The following is a 14,510-nucleotide window of genomic DNA, read 5'->3' on the forward strand; positions in this document are numbered from 1 at the left end:
TCAGCAAGGCCTCGGCGACTGCAGCGCTCTCGGTTACCGGGCGGTGTCGATCAGCCCGCCGAGCTGACCGGTTCGATCGGCAGCCTGCGCAGGGCCGCGGGCGCGTCAGCCGGGACGACGGGATTCCGTGGCGCGACGGGGGCCAGGCGTTCGTACGGCTGCCCCTGCGCGGGCCGCTGGTCGACCTCACCCTTGTTGGGCCACAGCGACGCCGCGCGTTCGGCCTGCGCCGTGATGCTCAGCGAAGGGTTGACGCCCATGTTCGCGGAGATCGCCGCGCCGTCGACCACCGAAAGGGTCGGGTACCCGTGAACCCGGTGGTAGGGGTCGATCACGCCGTTCTCGACGCTGTCGCCGATCGTCGCGCCGCCAAGGAAGTGAGCGGTCAACGGAATGTTGAACAGCTCCCCCCAGGTGCCGCCCGCAACGCCGTCGATCTTCTTGGCGATGCGGCGGGTGACCTCGTTGCCGGCCGGGATCCACGTCGGGTTGGGCAGGCCGTGGCCCTGCTTGCTGACCATGCGACGGAAGCCGAACTTGCTCTTCTTGGTGTAGGTGGTGATCGAGTTGTCGAGGTGCTGCATCACCAGGGCGATCATGGTGCGCTCGCTCCAGCGGCGCGGGTTCAGCAGGCGCAGGGTGCCCTTGGGGTCGGATTGCGCGGATTGGATCAACTGCTTCCACCGGGGCACGCCGGTCCCGTCGGGGAGGACGCCGTCGGTCATCAGGGTCTGCAGCAGACCCATGGCGTTGGATCCCTTGCCGTAGCGGCACGGCTCGATGTGGGTGTCGGCGGTCGGATGGATCGACGACGTGATCGCGACGCCGTGGGTGAGGTCGAGGTCGTCGCGCACCCGGAGCCTGCCCGCGCCGACGATCGACTCGGAGTTGGTGCGGGTGAGGACGCCGAGCTTGTCGCTCAGCTTCGGCAGCCGGCCGGTGTCGCGCATCTTGTGGAGCAGCTGCTGCGTGCCCCAGGTGCCTGCCGCGAGGATGACCGTCGATGCGGTGTAGGTGTGCTTCTTCTTGCGCAGCCAGCGACCGGTGCGATTGGTGTGGACCTTCCAGCTGCCGTCGGGCTGTTCGTCGAATCCCGTCACGGTGGTCATCGGAATGACCTGCGCCCCAGCGGATTCCGCCAGTCCGAGATAGTTCTTGAGCAGGGTGTTCTTGGCCCCGTAGCGGCAGCCGGTCATGCAGGATCCGCACTCGATGCACCCGGTCCTGGCGGGGCCGGCGCCACCGAAGTACGGGTCGGGCACCGTCTTGCCCGGTTCCTTCTTGCCGTCCTCGCCGAAGAAGACGCCGACCGGAGTCGGCACGAAGGTGTCGCCGACGCCCATGTCGTCGGCCACCTCCTTGAGGATGCGGTCGGCATCGGTGAAGGTCGGGTTGGTGACGACGCCGAGCATGCGGGTGGCCTGGTCGTAGTGCGGCATCAACTCGGCACGCCAGTCGGTGATGTGAGCCCACTGCCGGTCGGCGAAGAAGGGCTCCGGCGGGACGTAGAGGGTGTTGGCGTAGTTGAGCGATCCGCCGCCCACTCCGGCGCCCGCGAGGATCATGCAGTTGCGCAGCAGGTGGATGCGTTGGATGCCGTACATGCCGAGCTTGGGCATCCACAGGAACTTGCGGAGGTCCCAGGACGTCTTCGCCATGTCCTGGTCTTCGAACCGTCGACCAGCTTCCAGCACCCCGACGCGGTAGCCCTTTTCGGTGAGCCGCAGGGCGCTGACGCTGCCGCCGAAACCCGAGCCGATGATCAAGACGTCATAGTCAGCAACCATGTGAACATTATGAACTTACCGGCGGGTAACTAGCTAGACAGGACACCCTAACTTGTAAAGCGACGGAGCGCTGACCTGCACCGCTTCCCCGGCGACCAGACACAAATGGCCCTCATCGAGGCCACTTCAGGGCCATTTGCGTCTGCTCGCGGACTGCTCGCGGGACGTCAGGACCCGACCGTCAGACCCACCTTCTGGAATTCCTTGAGGTCGCAGTACCCGGCCTTGGCCATCGACCGGCGCAGCCCACCAACCAGGTTCAGCGAGCCGAAGGGGTCGTCCGACGGGCCGTTGAGGACCTGCTCAAGCGACGGCCGTTCGCCGCCGGCGATCTGGAGCAGCGCGCCGCGGGGAAGTGACGGGTGCGCCGCCGCGGACGGCCAGAACCAGCCGTCGCCGAGCGCTTCGGCGGCCGTCGCCAGCGGGGTGCCCAGCACGACGGCGTCGGCGCCGCAGGCGATGGCCTTGGCGAGTTCGCCGGAGGTGTGGATGTCACCGTCGGCGAGCACGTGCACGTAGCGTCCGCCCGTCTCGTCGAGGTACTCGCGGCGGGCCGCCGCCGCGTCGGCGATGGCGGTGGCCATCGGGACGCTGATGCCGAGCACCTCGTCGCTGGTGGTCACCCCGGAGGTGGAGCCGTAGCCGACGATCACGCCCGCCGCCCCGGTCCGCATCAGGTGCAGGGCGGTGCGGTGGTCGAGGACGCCGCCCGCGACCACCGGCACGTCGAGCTCGGAGATGAAGGTCTTGAGGTTCAACGGCTCGCCGGAACCAGTCCGATCCTGGGCGACGCGCTCGGCCGAGATGATGGTGCCCTGGATGACGAGCAGGTCGATCCCGGCCGCCACTAGTGCCGGCGTGAGCGCTTGCGCGTTCTGTGGGCTGACGCGCACGGCCGTGGTGACGCCGGCTTCCCGAATGCGGGAGACCGCGCTGGCCAACAACTCCGGATCCAGTGGCGCCGAGTGGAATTGCTGCAACAGCCGGATCGCCGCCGACCAGTCGGGTTCCTTCTCGGCTGCTTCCACCACCTGGGCGACCTTGGCCTCGACGTCGGCGTGCCTGCCGATCAGACCCTCGCCGTTGAGTACCCCTAGACCGCCGAGCCTGCCCAGTTCGATCGCGAACTCCACCGACACCAAGGCGTCGGTCGGATGCGCGACGACGGGAACCTCGAAGCGGTAGGCGTCGAGCTGCCACGCCGTCGACACGTCCTGTGAGGATCGGGTCCGTCGCGACGGCACGATGTTGATGTCGCTGAGCTCGTAGGTGCGGCGGGCGGTTCTGCCCATGCCGATTTCGACCATGTCACGCATGTTGTCTCGGGTTCCCTAGCGCGCGTAGTAGTTGGGAGCTTCAGTCGTCATCGTGATGTCGTGCGGATGGCTCTCCTTGAGCCCCGCCGCGGTGATCTGGACGAACTGCGCCTGCTGAAGGTGCTCGATGGTAGGCGAACCGGTGTAGCCCATCGCCGCGCGGAGCCCCCCGGTCAGCTGGTGGATGACGGTCGAGAGCGGACCGCGGAACGGCACCCTGCCCTCGATGCCCTCGGGCACCAGCTTGTCCTCGCTGAGCACGTCGTCCTGGAAGTAGCGGTCCTTGGAGTAGCTCTTCTGCTCGCCGCGGCCCTGCATGGCGCCGAGCGACCCCATGCCGCGGTAGCTCTTGAACTGCTTGCCGTTGACGAAGATCAGGTCGCCAGGCGCTTCGGCGGTGCCCGCGAGGAGCGAACCGAGCATCGCGGTCGACGCGCCGGCAGCCAGTGCCTTGGCGATGTCACCCGAGTACTGCAGGCCACCGTCCGCGATCACCGGAACACCGTGCGGTGCGCAGGCCGCGACGGCCTCGAGGATCGCGGTGATCTGCGGTGCGCCCACTCCGGCGACGACGCGGGTGGTGCAGATGGAGCCGGGGCCGACGCCGACCTTGACGGCGTCGGCGCCTGCCTCGACGAGCGCCAGGGCGGCAGCGCGGGTGGCGACGTTGCCGCCGACCACCTCGACGCGGTCACCGGCGACGGTCTTGACCCAATGGACCATGTCAAGCACCCCGCGGTTGTGCGCGTGGGCGGTGTCCACGATCACGACGTCCACGCCCGCGTCGACGAGCGTCATGGCCCGTTCCCTGGCGTCACCGCCGACGCCGACGGCGGCACCGACGAGGAGGCGGCCGTCCTTGTCCTTGGTGGCCAGCGGGAACTGCTCGGTCTTGACGAAGTCCTTGACGGTGATGAGCCCGGTCAGCTTGCCGTTGCCGTCGACGATCGGCAGCTTCTCGATCTTGTGCCGGCGCAACAGGCCAAGGGCGGCGTCGGCGGTCACCCCGGCTTGGGCGGTGATCAGCGGCGACTTCGTCATCACCTCGGACACCGGCTTGTTCATGTCGACTTCGAAGCGCATGTCGCGGTTGGTGATGATCCCGACCAGCGAGCCATGGGCGTCCACGACGGGCAGACCCGAGATCCGGAATCGGGCGCACATGGCGTCGACCTCGGCCAGCGTGTTGTCCGGGGAACAGGTGACGGGGTCGGTGACCATGCCAGCCTCGGAGCGCTTGACCGTTTCGACCTGCCCGGCCTGCTCGGCCACCGGCAGGTTGCGGTGAAGCACGCCCATGCCGCCCGCGCGCGCCATCGCGATGGCCATCCGCGATTCGGTGACGGTGTCCATCGCCGAGCTGACGAGCGGCACCCGCAGACGGATGCGCTTGGTGAGCTGGCTGGACGTGTTCGCATTGGCGGGCACCACGTCGGACGCCGCGGGCAGCAGAAGAACGTCGTCGAACGTCAGCCCGAGCATCGCGATCTTGGTGGGATCGTCCCCTCCGGTTGACACCGGTACGGCGATGGGAAGGTCGCTTTCAGCGATCGACATGGGTGTGGCCTCCAGGTGGCGCAGGGCTAAGTGATCATCCTATCGGGGCACGGGCAACCCTTGACTGCCACGCACCGTTGGCAACACGGTTGGAACACGCGACCCGGGTTAAAGAGCCTTGGTTTACGGCCTCGACAGCTGGCGCGACCCCCGGCGTGCTGAGTAGTGTGGTGCTGTGCGTGACCATCTGCCACCGGGTTTGCCGCCCGACCCCTTCGCCGATGATCCGAGCGACCCCACCGCGGCGCTCGACGCACTGGAGCCTGGCCAACCGCTCGACTCCCAGGAACGCATTGCTGTCGAGGCCGATCTGGCCGATCTTGCCGTGTACGAAGCGCTTTTGGCACACAAGGGCATTCGCGGGTTGGTGGTCTGCTGTGACGAATGCCAGCAGGACCACTATCACGACTGGGACATGTTGCGAGCCAACCTGCTGCAGCTCCTGGTGGACGGAACCGTTCGACCCCACGAGCCGGCCTACGACCCCGAGCCCGACGCATACGTCACGTGGGACTACTGCCGCGGCTACGCCGACGCCTCGCTGAACGAGGCGACGACGGAGTCCGACGGATATCGCTGACGGCGTAGTTCGCCCTCGTCACACCACACCCTGCTAGCCCGGCGGAACGACCGTGGTCGTCGTCGTGGCTTCCGCGGGTGCCGTCGTGGAGGCTGGCTGACTCGGCTGCACCGGTGCCGGAGCGGCGGGCGCCGGAGGCACCGATGAGCTGGGGGCCACCCGCGGTGCAGGCAGTTCGGCGGGAGGAGTCGTCGGCCGCACGGCGACCGGCGGTGAGGCCGGCTGAGTCGCCTCGGGTTGCCGCGACACCGTCGTGGTCGTCGCGGTGCTTGGTGCCGTCGTGGTGCTTGGTGCGGTCGTCGTAGTCGTCGTAGTCGTCGTCTTGGGCGGCACCGTCGTGGCGCTGCTGGTGGGCGACGCCGAACTCGGCGGAGTGGAGGAACTGGGTGTCGGTTCCGCAACCGGTGACGACGAAGACGAAGGCGCAGAGGTGGACGGCGGTGAGCTCGTAGTCGACCCGTCGGACGGCGTCGTCGTGCTCCCCGGCGCATCCGAGGGCGACGTGACCGTGGTCTCCGAGGGTGACGTGGTCTCCGAAGGTGACGTGGTCTCCGATTCGGAGGACCCCGACGACTCGGACGTCGAGGTCTCGGGAGTCGTGGTCGCCTCGACCTCGGGCACTGGAAGCCACGTCAACGGCGACGACGGCAGGACGGGCAACGGCTCCCCCGGCGGCAAGGTGGCGGCGGGATCTTGCTCTACCACCTTGTAGGTCAACGCATTCCACTGCTCGACGAGCTGCTGCTTCTGTTCGACCTGGCCCACGTCCTGCACCGTGGTGCTGACGGCGACGAGCTTGTTCTGGGCCTCTTCCCACTGGCCGTCGTCGATCAGCTGCTGCACCTGCTGAAGCTGGGCGGAAGCCAACGAGACCTGGTCGTCGCGGGTGGCTTCGTGTTGACCGAACAGCGCGGTCCGCATGCCGTACAGACCGTCGCCGGGCCCGGCGCCGTAGACCGCGGTGCCGAAGCCGCCGATGCACAGCATCGCCGCGGCCACGGATCCGACGACCGCGAAGGACCTGCGGGACCCCGACCCCTTGCGCCTGCCGCCATGCAGCGCCTCGACGGCGTCGCTCAGCGAGACCGGCGCGGTGACGGGTGCGTCCCGCACGTCGTCGCGGAACGCGGAGAACAGGGAGGCCAACTCGGCCTCCGCATGGTCGGTCGGATAGGCGGGTTGCTTGGCGGCGAGCGCTTCGAAGAAGCGATCGGCGCGGTTGATCTCGTTGAGTGAGGGGTCTCCGCCGTTGGCGGACCACCGACCCAAGTCAGGCATCTTCGCGCCTCGATCCGGTCAGTTCACCCTTGAGTCGGGCCAGTGCCCGGTGCTGGGCGACCCGCACTGCGCCTGCGGTGCTGCCGACGGCCTCGGCGGTCTCTTCGGCGCTCATGCCGACGACCACCCGCAGGACCAGGATTTCGCGTTGCTTCTCGGGCAGGGTCGCCAGCAATCTGTTCATGCGTTCAGCCGCGTCCGAGTCCATCGCCATCTGCTCCGGACCGGCCTCGATTGAGGGTCGGTCCGGAAGGGTGTCGGTTGCGTCGGCCTTGTTGCGCCCCTGGGCGCGGTGGGCGTCAGCAACCTTGTGTGCAGCGATGCCGTAGACGAAGGCCAGGAACGGTCGTCCCTGATCCTTGTAGCGCGGCAGCGCCGTGATGGCGGCCAAGCACACCTCCTGAGCCACGTCGTCTGCTGAAAGACCACTGCGTTCCGCTGACCCGACCCTCGCCCGGCAATACCGGAAGACGATCGGCCGGATGGTCTCCAGCACTTCCCGGAGTGCATCTCGATCGCCGTTAACCGCTCTGGCAACGACACCATCGAGACTGTCTCCCGAAATTGTCATCGTGGGCAGCATCTCCAGCGTTACGGATGGGGCAGATATTGGCGGGTGTGCCAGCTAAAGACTAGTGATCGCGAAGTGACTCGCAGATTCACCGCGCCGTCCACGCGCCGCCTCGGTGGGCGACCACGTCGGCCGACGCGTCGCGAACTGCGACGATCTGCTGCCGCGAATGCGCCGCGCTTCCGATGTCGGCGAGCAGGCAGGCCACTGCCCAGCTCAGTGGCACCAGTCCGAGCGCTTGGGCGTTGTCCAGCGCACGGTCGGCAACCGTGCGGGACGCCTCGATATTCCCGGTGCTGCACAGCGCCGCGGCCAGAACGACCCGAGACTTGGTGTCGTGCCGTGCCGAGCCGAGCTCCGACGCAAGGTCCACGGCGCGCTCGGCGTGGGTGACCGCCGCGGGACCGTTGCCGGTGAACATCGCCAGTTCGGCGCTGACCCAGGCCAGCCGGACCGGGAGCCGGGGGTCGACCCCCTCACCACCCACGCCCATCAGGTCAACGGCGCGGCGCAGCAGCTGCGCCGACAGCGGGAAGCGGCCCATTCCCAATGCGTCGGCGGCCAGCCCGACGATTGCGTCGGTTCCCGCGGTGACGTCACAACCGGCACAGGCCCAGGCCCGGCCGTCCCATCCGCGGGCGGCGCGGTGTCCCCCGAGCTGACGAAGGAACGACGCCCGGGTGCTGCATCCGAGCGACGCCAGGGCGCCCCGGGTGTTGGCGCGTTGGAGAGCGTCGAGGTCGGTGAGTGCGGCACCGTACCGGCCCTGTCCCCCTGCCGCGACTGCGCGCAGCCACAGCTCCGTCGGGGTCGTCGCCGCAGGAAGCGGCCACCGGTCGGGTTGCTCGCCGAACGCGGCCTCGACGAAGACACTCATCAGCGGGGACGCTATCAACGGGTGAGACTTGCCGAGACGCCAGACGTCGAGGGCAACCCCCATGTGCCGCCGGTGGATGGATGAACTTTCGTTAACAGTGAATGGTCGCCATGTTGCGTCGACGTCAACTGGGACGTCGGGTCGCTGCGGTGTCGCCTAGGCCATTTGGCGCGCGAACAGCGAAAACGCGCGATGACGACGGTCCGCCGGTGATGTGAAGTCATCGGTCTCGTTTCGCCCGCGTCGCATTGATGAACGTGATGTAAATTCTCGGCCTGCCCTTATGTGGTTGAGCACATGCGCGGGCTATTGACCCATGTTCACGAGCCCTTCTAGTTTGTGTGCACGAGTAGTCATCGGCGACACGAGCTCGGATCGGTTACATGACTCACGCTATCGATCGTTCGCGAAAGATGCGCGTAGACAGGGGTTTTCCCAATGCCACAGCCGCAGCAGCTGCCAGGCCCCAACGCCGACATCTGGGATTGGCAGATGTCAGGACTTTGCCGGGGCGTCGACTCTTCGATGTTCTTCCATCCCGACGGGGAGCGTGGCCGCGCCCGTGCCCAGCGTGAGATGCGGGCCAAGGAGATGTGCCGGAGTTGCCCGGTGGTGACTCAGTGCCGGTCGCACGCACTGGCGGTCGGCGAGCCATACGGCATCTGGGGTGGTCTCAGCGAGTCCGAGCGCGAGCTTTTGCTCAAGCGGGGTATCCGCCGCAGCGCCTAGCCCCGCGGCGGGCTAACGGGCGCTCGCATCACCCGAGTGAGCAGGTACGACGCCGCGCCGAGCACGACGACGACGACCAGCTGGGCCGCCCGGCTCCTCGGCGTAGAAGGTGACCGTGACGGTGCTGTAGTCGACGCGGTCGCCAAGCTGGTCACGCTGTACGCGGAGACGTCCGAGGTCTGCAGGGCGGTGCTCCTGGCGTCGAGGTCGACTCGTTGCGCGGTGACGTCCTCGGCCGTCGTCTCGGCGGTCTGAACGGTGCAGAATCATCATCGCCACCGCCAGCGCGTCCACCGGGTGCGGCTCAGCCTGCTGCAGCGATGATTCGTACCAGGCAACCTAGCTACCGGAACGCGTCGCGACTACTCCTCGACGTTTGTGGGTACCCGTAAATGCCGGGCGAGTACGCCCGGCATTTGTGAGTCGTGAGTGTTGCCCCAGACCCAGGCGATGATTCAGCACCGTCTTCCCTCGTCTTCGGCGACGCCCGCGGTTGCCGGGCAGGAGGGCCGCGAATGAGCACCGAAGTCGACGACAAGCGGGCTATCTACGAAGCCGTTCGCGACATCGCAGAGAAGCGGGCGGTCATCGACCAGGCCAAGGGCATGCTCATGGTCGTCTACGGCACCGACGCCGACGCCGCGTTCGATCTTCTGCGATGGCAGTCCCAACACCACAACGTCAAGCTGCGGGTGGTGGCCGAGCAGGTGGTGGCGGACTTCAGCCGGGCCGCCCGGCAGAGCCCGGCAGTGGCCCGCCGGACGTACGACGCCCTGCTGGCGTCACTTCACACGCGCACCGAACCCGCCGTGTTGCGCGACGTCGTCGGTGAGATCGCCGATCGGATCGACGGCTAACTCGGCGGCCTTCGCTTCATCGCGCGGTCGACGGCCTGCGCCGGATCGACGAATTCGAGCGGGCTCTGCACTGGACGTGCCCGACGGTTGAGTCGGCGGACCTGGAGTCGGCGCGTGCGAACCTGGAATGAGCTCCACTCGCCAAGGGTGACGCCGGCCGCGAGGGCAGTGCCGATGGCCATGGCCCCCAGCACCGAGGCGAACCCGACGGTTTGTTGCTCGTTGAGGATCGCGTAGATGCCGTGCAGCAAAGCCAGACCGGGCAGCAGTGGGACGATGCCGGCAATCGAGACGACCAGCGGCGGCGCCAGATTGCGACGCTCCATCAGGCGGCCGACCAGTCCGATGGGCACCGCGGCGGCGAATGATGCCACCACGGCACCAAGGCCCAGACCCTGCGCAAACAGAAACACCACCGTGCCCGCGGCCCCGCCGAACGCGGCTGCCACTGCCGAGGTGCGCTCGGCGTAGCACGCCAAGGCGTAGGCCGCCGCGCTCGCGGCACCGAAGGCCACCCTCGCCGGCATCTCGGCCAGCGCCGGCGGCGCGTACGCGCCGATCGCGACGAACGGTGCGCCAAATTGGTTGGCCAGGTGCAGCACGAGGGCCACACCGGAAATGGTGGCGGCGGTCATCATGACCAATTCGAAGAAGCGGGCCGCAGCCGTCACCGGCGCACCGGTGATGACGTCGCCAACCGAGCCCACCAGCGACAGCCCGGCCAAGAGGACGACGAGACCCGCGGCGATGGCGACCGTTGGTTCGAAGTCCAGACCGATCTTGGGACCGAGCCAGTAGAGCACCAGCGGCGGCGCGGTCGCGATGGCGCCGCCGACCGCGTACTGGAAGAAGAACGGGAGTCCGTGCTTGTTCAGCTGGCGGTTGACCCGGTCGATCGTCATGGCGCTCAGCGCGCTGACGAGGCAGGCCAGCAAACTGGCGCCGAGGGTTCCGGCGGTGGCGAAGGCCAGCGCGCCCCAGGCAAGGGTGGCGATCCACCGCTTGTAGGGATGCGGCGCGGTGGTGATGGCGTCGAGTTCGTCGCGGGCGGTGGTCGGCGACACCTCCCCCGCGCGGATGCGGGCGATGAGCCGGTCGACGGCGGCCAGTCGGCTGAAGTCCATCGACCTGGTCTGCACGATGTGCAAGGTGCTGGCGGGCGCGGCGGTGGGGCCACGGTAGGCCGAGACGTGGATCGTCGTGTTGATGACGTCGACCTCGCAGCGCTCAAGGCCATAGGCGAGCGTGATGGCGGTGACGTTCTCCATCGTCGCGGTGGCCGGCATTCCGGAGGCCATCAAGAGGGCGCCGATCGACCCGGCCAGATCGAGCACTTCACCCACCCGTGCGCTGTAGGCGGCGTCGAGCTTTTGGGTGTTCTCCGTGATCCGCGGGAGGCTGCCCGTCGGTGGGTCCGTTTCGCGGACGAGGCGATGGAGGATGTCGCGCTGACGCGCCCGCCACTGCTGGCCCGCGTGGCTACCGGGCATGTTCACTGCACTGCTCTCCTGATTCGCGTTGCTCCGACGATGATCAAAAGGAGTCAGGAGCAAAACCGATTTTACTCATGGCAACGCCCGGTTGGCGACTACCGGCTCGTGAGACTGGGCACACAAATGCCTAGCTCACCCTTTTCTAAGCCATCTATTAGGTTGCCTTCCTACTTTGATGGGCATCCACTGCTCAGCGAATGAGCGCCCCATCGGAAAGGCATCGGCGATGACGTCAACTATCGAAGCCGGCACAACCCACTGCCCGCGCTGCGCGGGACCCCTCACCTTTCAGCTCGACGCCGCCCACGGTGGCGGTCTGCAGTACGAGGTGTCATGCGCGCCATGCCACCAGATCTTCTTCCACATGAGCACCGCAGAGCGCCAACTGACCGTCGCGGCCTGACGCACCACCCCTCGCCGTCGAGCAGGTTGGCCGCGATGCGGCAAGCACCGTCGCTGGCCATCGACGCCGCGGCGGCACCCCCGGGCTAGCGCGTGGCCTGGTCTTGGAAGCACGCGATGAATTCGCTGCTGAACCCCTGCCTCGGATGACGCCCCACGATCTCTGCCCGCGTCTCGGCGGGAGACTCCTCGGGCCGCTGGCCCGAAACGTCCCAACTGGTGGCAACCTGCAGGAGATGCGCCTCCGGATCGACGTCCGGTGCGACGTCGACACGCATGTGCAGCACGATGATCTCCGTGGCCTAGACGGTCGACGACGCCGCACGTCTCCTCGGTGTCGCCCTTCATCCGCACCACCGCCTCGACGAGCCGACTCGGCAGGACGAGCCGGCCGAGTCTGAGTCTTGGGGCCAGCGACTTGCTCGCGGTCCCCAGGTAGACGACGCACTCGGGGTCGACGCCGGGCCCGACTGCAACGAAGAGCGCCCCCGGCCAGGTGGCCGGGGGCGCTGATCGTGCGAACTCTCTTAGTGCGAGTGCCCGTGGTGGCCGCCGCCGCCGTGTCCGTGGTCCTCGGACTCGGCAGGCTTCTCGACGATCGCCGTCTCGGTGGTCAGGATCATCCTGGCCACCGACGCCGCGTTGAGCACCGCGGAGCGGGTCACCTTGACGGGGTCGACGACACCGTCGGCCAGCAGGTCGCCGTAGGTCAGTGTCGCGGCGTTGAAGCCCTGACCCGCCGACAGCTCCGCCACCTTGTTCACCACGACCGCGCCGTCGAGCCCGGCGTTTGTGGCGATCCAGAACAGCGGCGCCGACAGCGCCGAGCCGAAGACGTCGACGCCGAGCGCCTGGTCACCCGACAGCGACGCGCGCAGTTCCTTGAGAACCGCGCCGGCCTGGACGAGGGCGCTGCCACCGCCGGTGACGATGCCCTCTTCGACGGCCGCCTTGGCCGCGGAGACCGCGTCCTCGACGGCTTCCTTGCGCTTCTTGAGATCGGTCTCGGTGGCCGCGCCGACCTTGATGACCGCGACGCCGCCGGACAACTTCGCCAGCCGCTCCTCGAGCTTCTCGCGATCCCAGTCGGAGTCCGTCGCCTCGATCTCGGCGCGCAGCTGAGACTTGCGGCCCTCGATGGCGTCCTGGCTGCCGCCGCCGTCGACGATCACGGTGCTGTCCTTGCTGACGACGACGCGACGGGCGGTGCCCAGCACCTCGATGCCAACCTCGCGCAGCAGCAGTCCGACGTCGGGGTTGACGACCTGGCCACCCGTGACGACCGCGAGGTCGTCGAGGAATGCCTTGCGACGGTCACCGAAGAACGGCGCCTTGACGGCGACGGCCTTGAGCGTCTTGCGGATGGCGTTGACGACCAGGGTCGACAGTGCCTCGCCTTCGACGTCCTCGGCGATGATCAGCAGCGGCTTGCCCGACTCGGCAACCTTCTCCAGCAGTGGCAGCAGGTCCGGCAGCGAGCTGATCTTCTCGCGGTTCAGCAGCACCAGTGCGTCTTCGAGGACGGCTTCCTGGGAATCGAAGTCGGTGACGAAGTACGCCGACGTGAAGCCCTTGTCGAAGCCGACACCCTCGGTGACCTCGAGCTCGGTGTTCAGCGTCGAGGACTCCTCGACGGTGACGACGCCGTCGTGACCGACCTTGGTCATGGCCTCGCCGACCAGTGCGCCGATGACCTCGTCACGCGAGGAGACGGTGGCGACCTGCGCGATGCCGTTCTCGTCGGTGATCGGGGTGGCGGCGGCCAGCAGTGCCTCGGACACCGCGTCGGCGGCCTTGGCGATGCCGAGCCCCAGCTCGATGGGGTTGGCACCGGCTGCGACGTTGCGCAGGCCGGCCTTGATGATCGCCTGGGCGAGCACGGTGGCGGTGGTGGTGCCGTCGCCCGCGACGTCGTTGGTCTTGGTGGCCACGGACTTGACCAGCTGTGCACCGAGGTTTTCGAACGGATCCTCGAGGTCGATCTCGCGGGCGATGGTGACGCCGTCGTTGGTGACGACCGGGCCGCCGAACGCCTTGGCCAGCACGACGTGCCTGCCGCGCGGGCCCAGCGTGACGCGGACCGCGTCGGCGAGCTTGTCGACGCCGGCTTCCATGGCCCGGCGCGCAGTCTCGTTGAACTCAATCTGCTTGCTCATGATGGTTCTTTCTGTCTACGTAGATGAGACACAACGCATGCCGCCCCGGACATCACCCGCTTTGCGACGGGAGACCTCCGGGGCGGAATGGCCGATGCTTACTTGGAGACGACTGCCAGCACGTCACGTGCGGACAGAATGAGGTACTCCTCGTTGTTGTACTTGATCTCGGTGCCGCCGTACTTGCTGTAGATGACGGTGTCGCCTTCGGCGACGTCCAGAGGAATGCGCTTCTCGCCATCCTCGTCCCAGCGGCCGGGGCCAACTGCGACGACGGTGCCTTCTTGCGGCTTTTCCTTGGCGGTGTCGGGGATGACCAGACCAGAAGCGGTCGTAGTCTCGGCCTCATTGGCCTGAACGAGGATCTTGTCCTCGAGTGGCTTGATGTTCACGGCCACGATTAGCCCTCCACATTGATAGGGGTGCGATCCGGGACGATTCCCGGACCTTCACGGATTTCCTGCAGTTGTCATGTTGTTGGCACGCGTCCTGGCCCTCAACACCGTCGTCGCGGGAGCCGGAGCGGGGTTTGGCCGCCTGCCACTTAGCACTCTATACACGCGAGTGCTAGTACCTCAAGGGTGGGTGCGCAGTGATGTGGATCTTGATCGAGTCGGCCCTCGAAACCGCAGGCCGCGGGCGTTCCTGGCGTCGGTATCCCCGGCGGGATGTTGGTGTGGATCAACGGTGCGTTCGGCGCTCGCGGCGACTTCCAGCATCTCCCTCAGTGGCGGACCGGGGTGGTGGCCACCGGACACCCAGCGCCGACTTCTGCGGGCTGGGCCGGCCCCGGCGGGAGGCCGGGCGCTCGGCCGTGACGAAACCTGGGCGCTCCAACAGATCGCCCGCTGAGTGTCTGCCTTGTCCGATGCGTGGTGTGCCACCAGCGTGTCAGACCCCGTATCTA

At 67.6% G+C, this 14,510-nt stretch carries 15 protein-coding genes; 5 read left to right on the forward strand and 10 right to left on the reverse strand.

Annotated features, from left to right (window positions below):
* Positions 1-50: 50 nt before the first annotated feature.
* From B1790_RS03095 to guaB, 3 genes are all read right to left on the reverse strand, one after another.
* Positions 51-1,787, reverse strand: a complete 1,737-nt coding sequence (locus B1790_RS03095; protein WP_079921753.1) for a GMC oxidoreductase — start codon at positions 1,785-1,787, stop codon at positions 51-53.
* A gap of 167 nt (positions 1,788-1,954) precedes the next feature.
* Complete coding sequence (locus tag B1790_RS03100; protein WP_198951896.1) at positions 1,955-3,094, reverse strand: GuaB3 family IMP dehydrogenase-related protein; 1,140 nt, start codon at positions 3,092-3,094, stop codon at positions 1,955-1,957.
* Positions 3,095-3,118: 24 nt separating this feature from the next.
* Positions 3,119-4,660 carry an IMP dehydrogenase gene (guaB, locus tag B1790_RS03105; protein WP_079921755.1) on the reverse strand — a complete coding sequence of 514 codons (1,542 nt, stop codon included), beginning with the start codon at positions 4,658-4,660 and terminating at the stop codon, positions 3,119-3,121.
* Positions 4,661-4,835: 175 nt separating this feature from the next.
* Here guaB and B1790_RS03110 point away from each other — a divergent pair, with 175 nt between their 5' ends.
* Positions 4,836-5,240 (forward strand): DUF5319 domain-containing protein, encoded by a 405-nt coding sequence (locus B1790_RS03110; RefSeq protein ID WP_056556921.1) that lies wholly within the window; start codon positions 4,836-4,838, stop codon positions 5,238-5,240.
* Between the two features lie 33 nt (positions 5,241-5,273).
* On the opposite strand, the gene B1790_RS03115 is transcribed toward B1790_RS03110, so the two are convergent.
* The 3 genes from B1790_RS03115 to B1790_RS03125 form a co-directional block, all read right to left on the reverse strand.
* Entirely contained in the window at positions 5,274-6,518 is a 1,245-nt protein-coding gene (locus tag B1790_RS03115) for an anti-sigma-D factor RsdA (protein WP_079921756.1), read from the reverse strand.
* The gene (locus B1790_RS03120; protein WP_079921763.1) at positions 6,511-7,089 is read right to left on the reverse strand and encodes a sigma-70 family RNA polymerase sigma factor; all 579 of its coding nucleotides are present in this window, start codon (positions 7,087-7,089) and stop codon (positions 6,511-6,513) included. Before B1790_RS03120 ends, B1790_RS03115 begins: the two co-directional genes overlap by 8 nt.
* 88 nt (positions 7,090-7,177) lie before the next feature.
* Positions 7,178-7,966: a hypothetical protein gene (locus tag B1790_RS03125; protein ID WP_079921764.1), complete on the reverse strand. Its 789-nt coding sequence runs from the start codon at positions 7,964-7,966 to the stop codon at positions 7,178-7,180.
* Between the two features lie 438 nt (positions 7,967-8,404).
* On the opposite strand from B1790_RS03125, the gene B1790_RS03130 reads away from it, so the two are divergent.
* The 3 genes from B1790_RS03130 to B1790_RS03140 all read left to right on the forward strand — a co-directional run bounded on the left by B1790_RS03130 (position 8,405) and on the right by B1790_RS03140 (position 9,552).
* The gene (locus B1790_RS03130) at positions 8,405-8,695 is read left to right on the forward strand and encodes a WhiB family transcriptional regulator (RefSeq protein ID WP_056556934.1); all 291 of its coding nucleotides are present in this window, start codon (positions 8,405-8,407) and stop codon (positions 8,693-8,695) included.
* A 36-nt stretch (positions 8,696-8,731) separates the two neighbouring features.
* Entirely contained in the window at positions 8,732-8,950 is a 219-nt protein-coding gene (locus B1790_RS35760) for a hypothetical protein (protein WP_198951897.1), read from the forward strand.
* A gap of 260 nt (positions 8,951-9,210) precedes the next feature.
* On the forward strand, positions 9,211-9,552 hold the full coding sequence (locus B1790_RS03140; protein ID WP_079921757.1) for an ANTAR domain-containing protein: 342 nt from the start codon (positions 9,211-9,213) through the stop codon (positions 9,550-9,552).
* Here the strand turns inward: B1790_RS03140 and B1790_RS03145 are convergent.
* Positions 9,549-11,042, reverse strand: a complete 1,494-nt coding sequence (locus tag B1790_RS03145; protein ID WP_079921765.1) for a threonine/serine exporter ThrE family protein — start codon at positions 11,040-11,042, stop codon at positions 9,549-9,551. The two genes, B1790_RS03140 and B1790_RS03145, sit on opposite strands and share 4 nt — an antisense overlap.
* 229 nt (positions 11,043-11,271) lie before the next feature.
* On the opposite strand from B1790_RS03145, the gene B1790_RS34575 reads away from it, so the two are divergent.
* The gene (locus B1790_RS34575; protein WP_158083741.1) at positions 11,272-11,448 is read left to right on the forward strand and encodes a hypothetical protein; all 177 of its coding nucleotides are present in this window, start codon (positions 11,272-11,274) and stop codon (positions 11,446-11,448) included.
* Positions 11,449-11,533: 85 nt separating this feature from the next.
* Here the strand turns inward: B1790_RS34575 and B1790_RS03150 are convergent, their stop codons facing one another.
* The 3 genes from B1790_RS03150 to groES form a co-directional block, all read right to left on the reverse strand.
* Entirely contained in the window at positions 11,534-11,734 is a 201-nt protein-coding gene (locus tag B1790_RS03150; RefSeq protein WP_198951898.1) for a hypothetical protein, read from the reverse strand.
* A 240-nt stretch (positions 11,735-11,974) separates the two neighbouring features.
* On the reverse strand, positions 11,975-13,603 hold the full coding sequence (groL, locus tag B1790_RS03160) for a chaperonin GroEL (RefSeq protein WP_079921758.1): 1,629 nt from the start codon (positions 13,601-13,603) through the stop codon (positions 11,975-11,977).
* A 98-nt stretch (positions 13,604-13,701) separates the two neighbouring features.
* Positions 13,702-14,004, reverse strand: coding sequence for a co-chaperone GroES (gene groES, locus B1790_RS03165; RefSeq protein ID WP_056556946.1), 303 nt, complete (start codon positions 14,002-14,004; stop codon positions 13,702-13,704).
* Between the last annotated feature and the right edge of the window lie 506 nt (positions 14,005-14,510).

This window comes from Mycobacterium sp. AT1, from assembly GCF_002043095.1.
Classification (GTDB): domain Bacteria; phylum Actinomycetota; class Actinomycetes; order Mycobacteriales; family Mycobacteriaceae; genus Mycobacterium.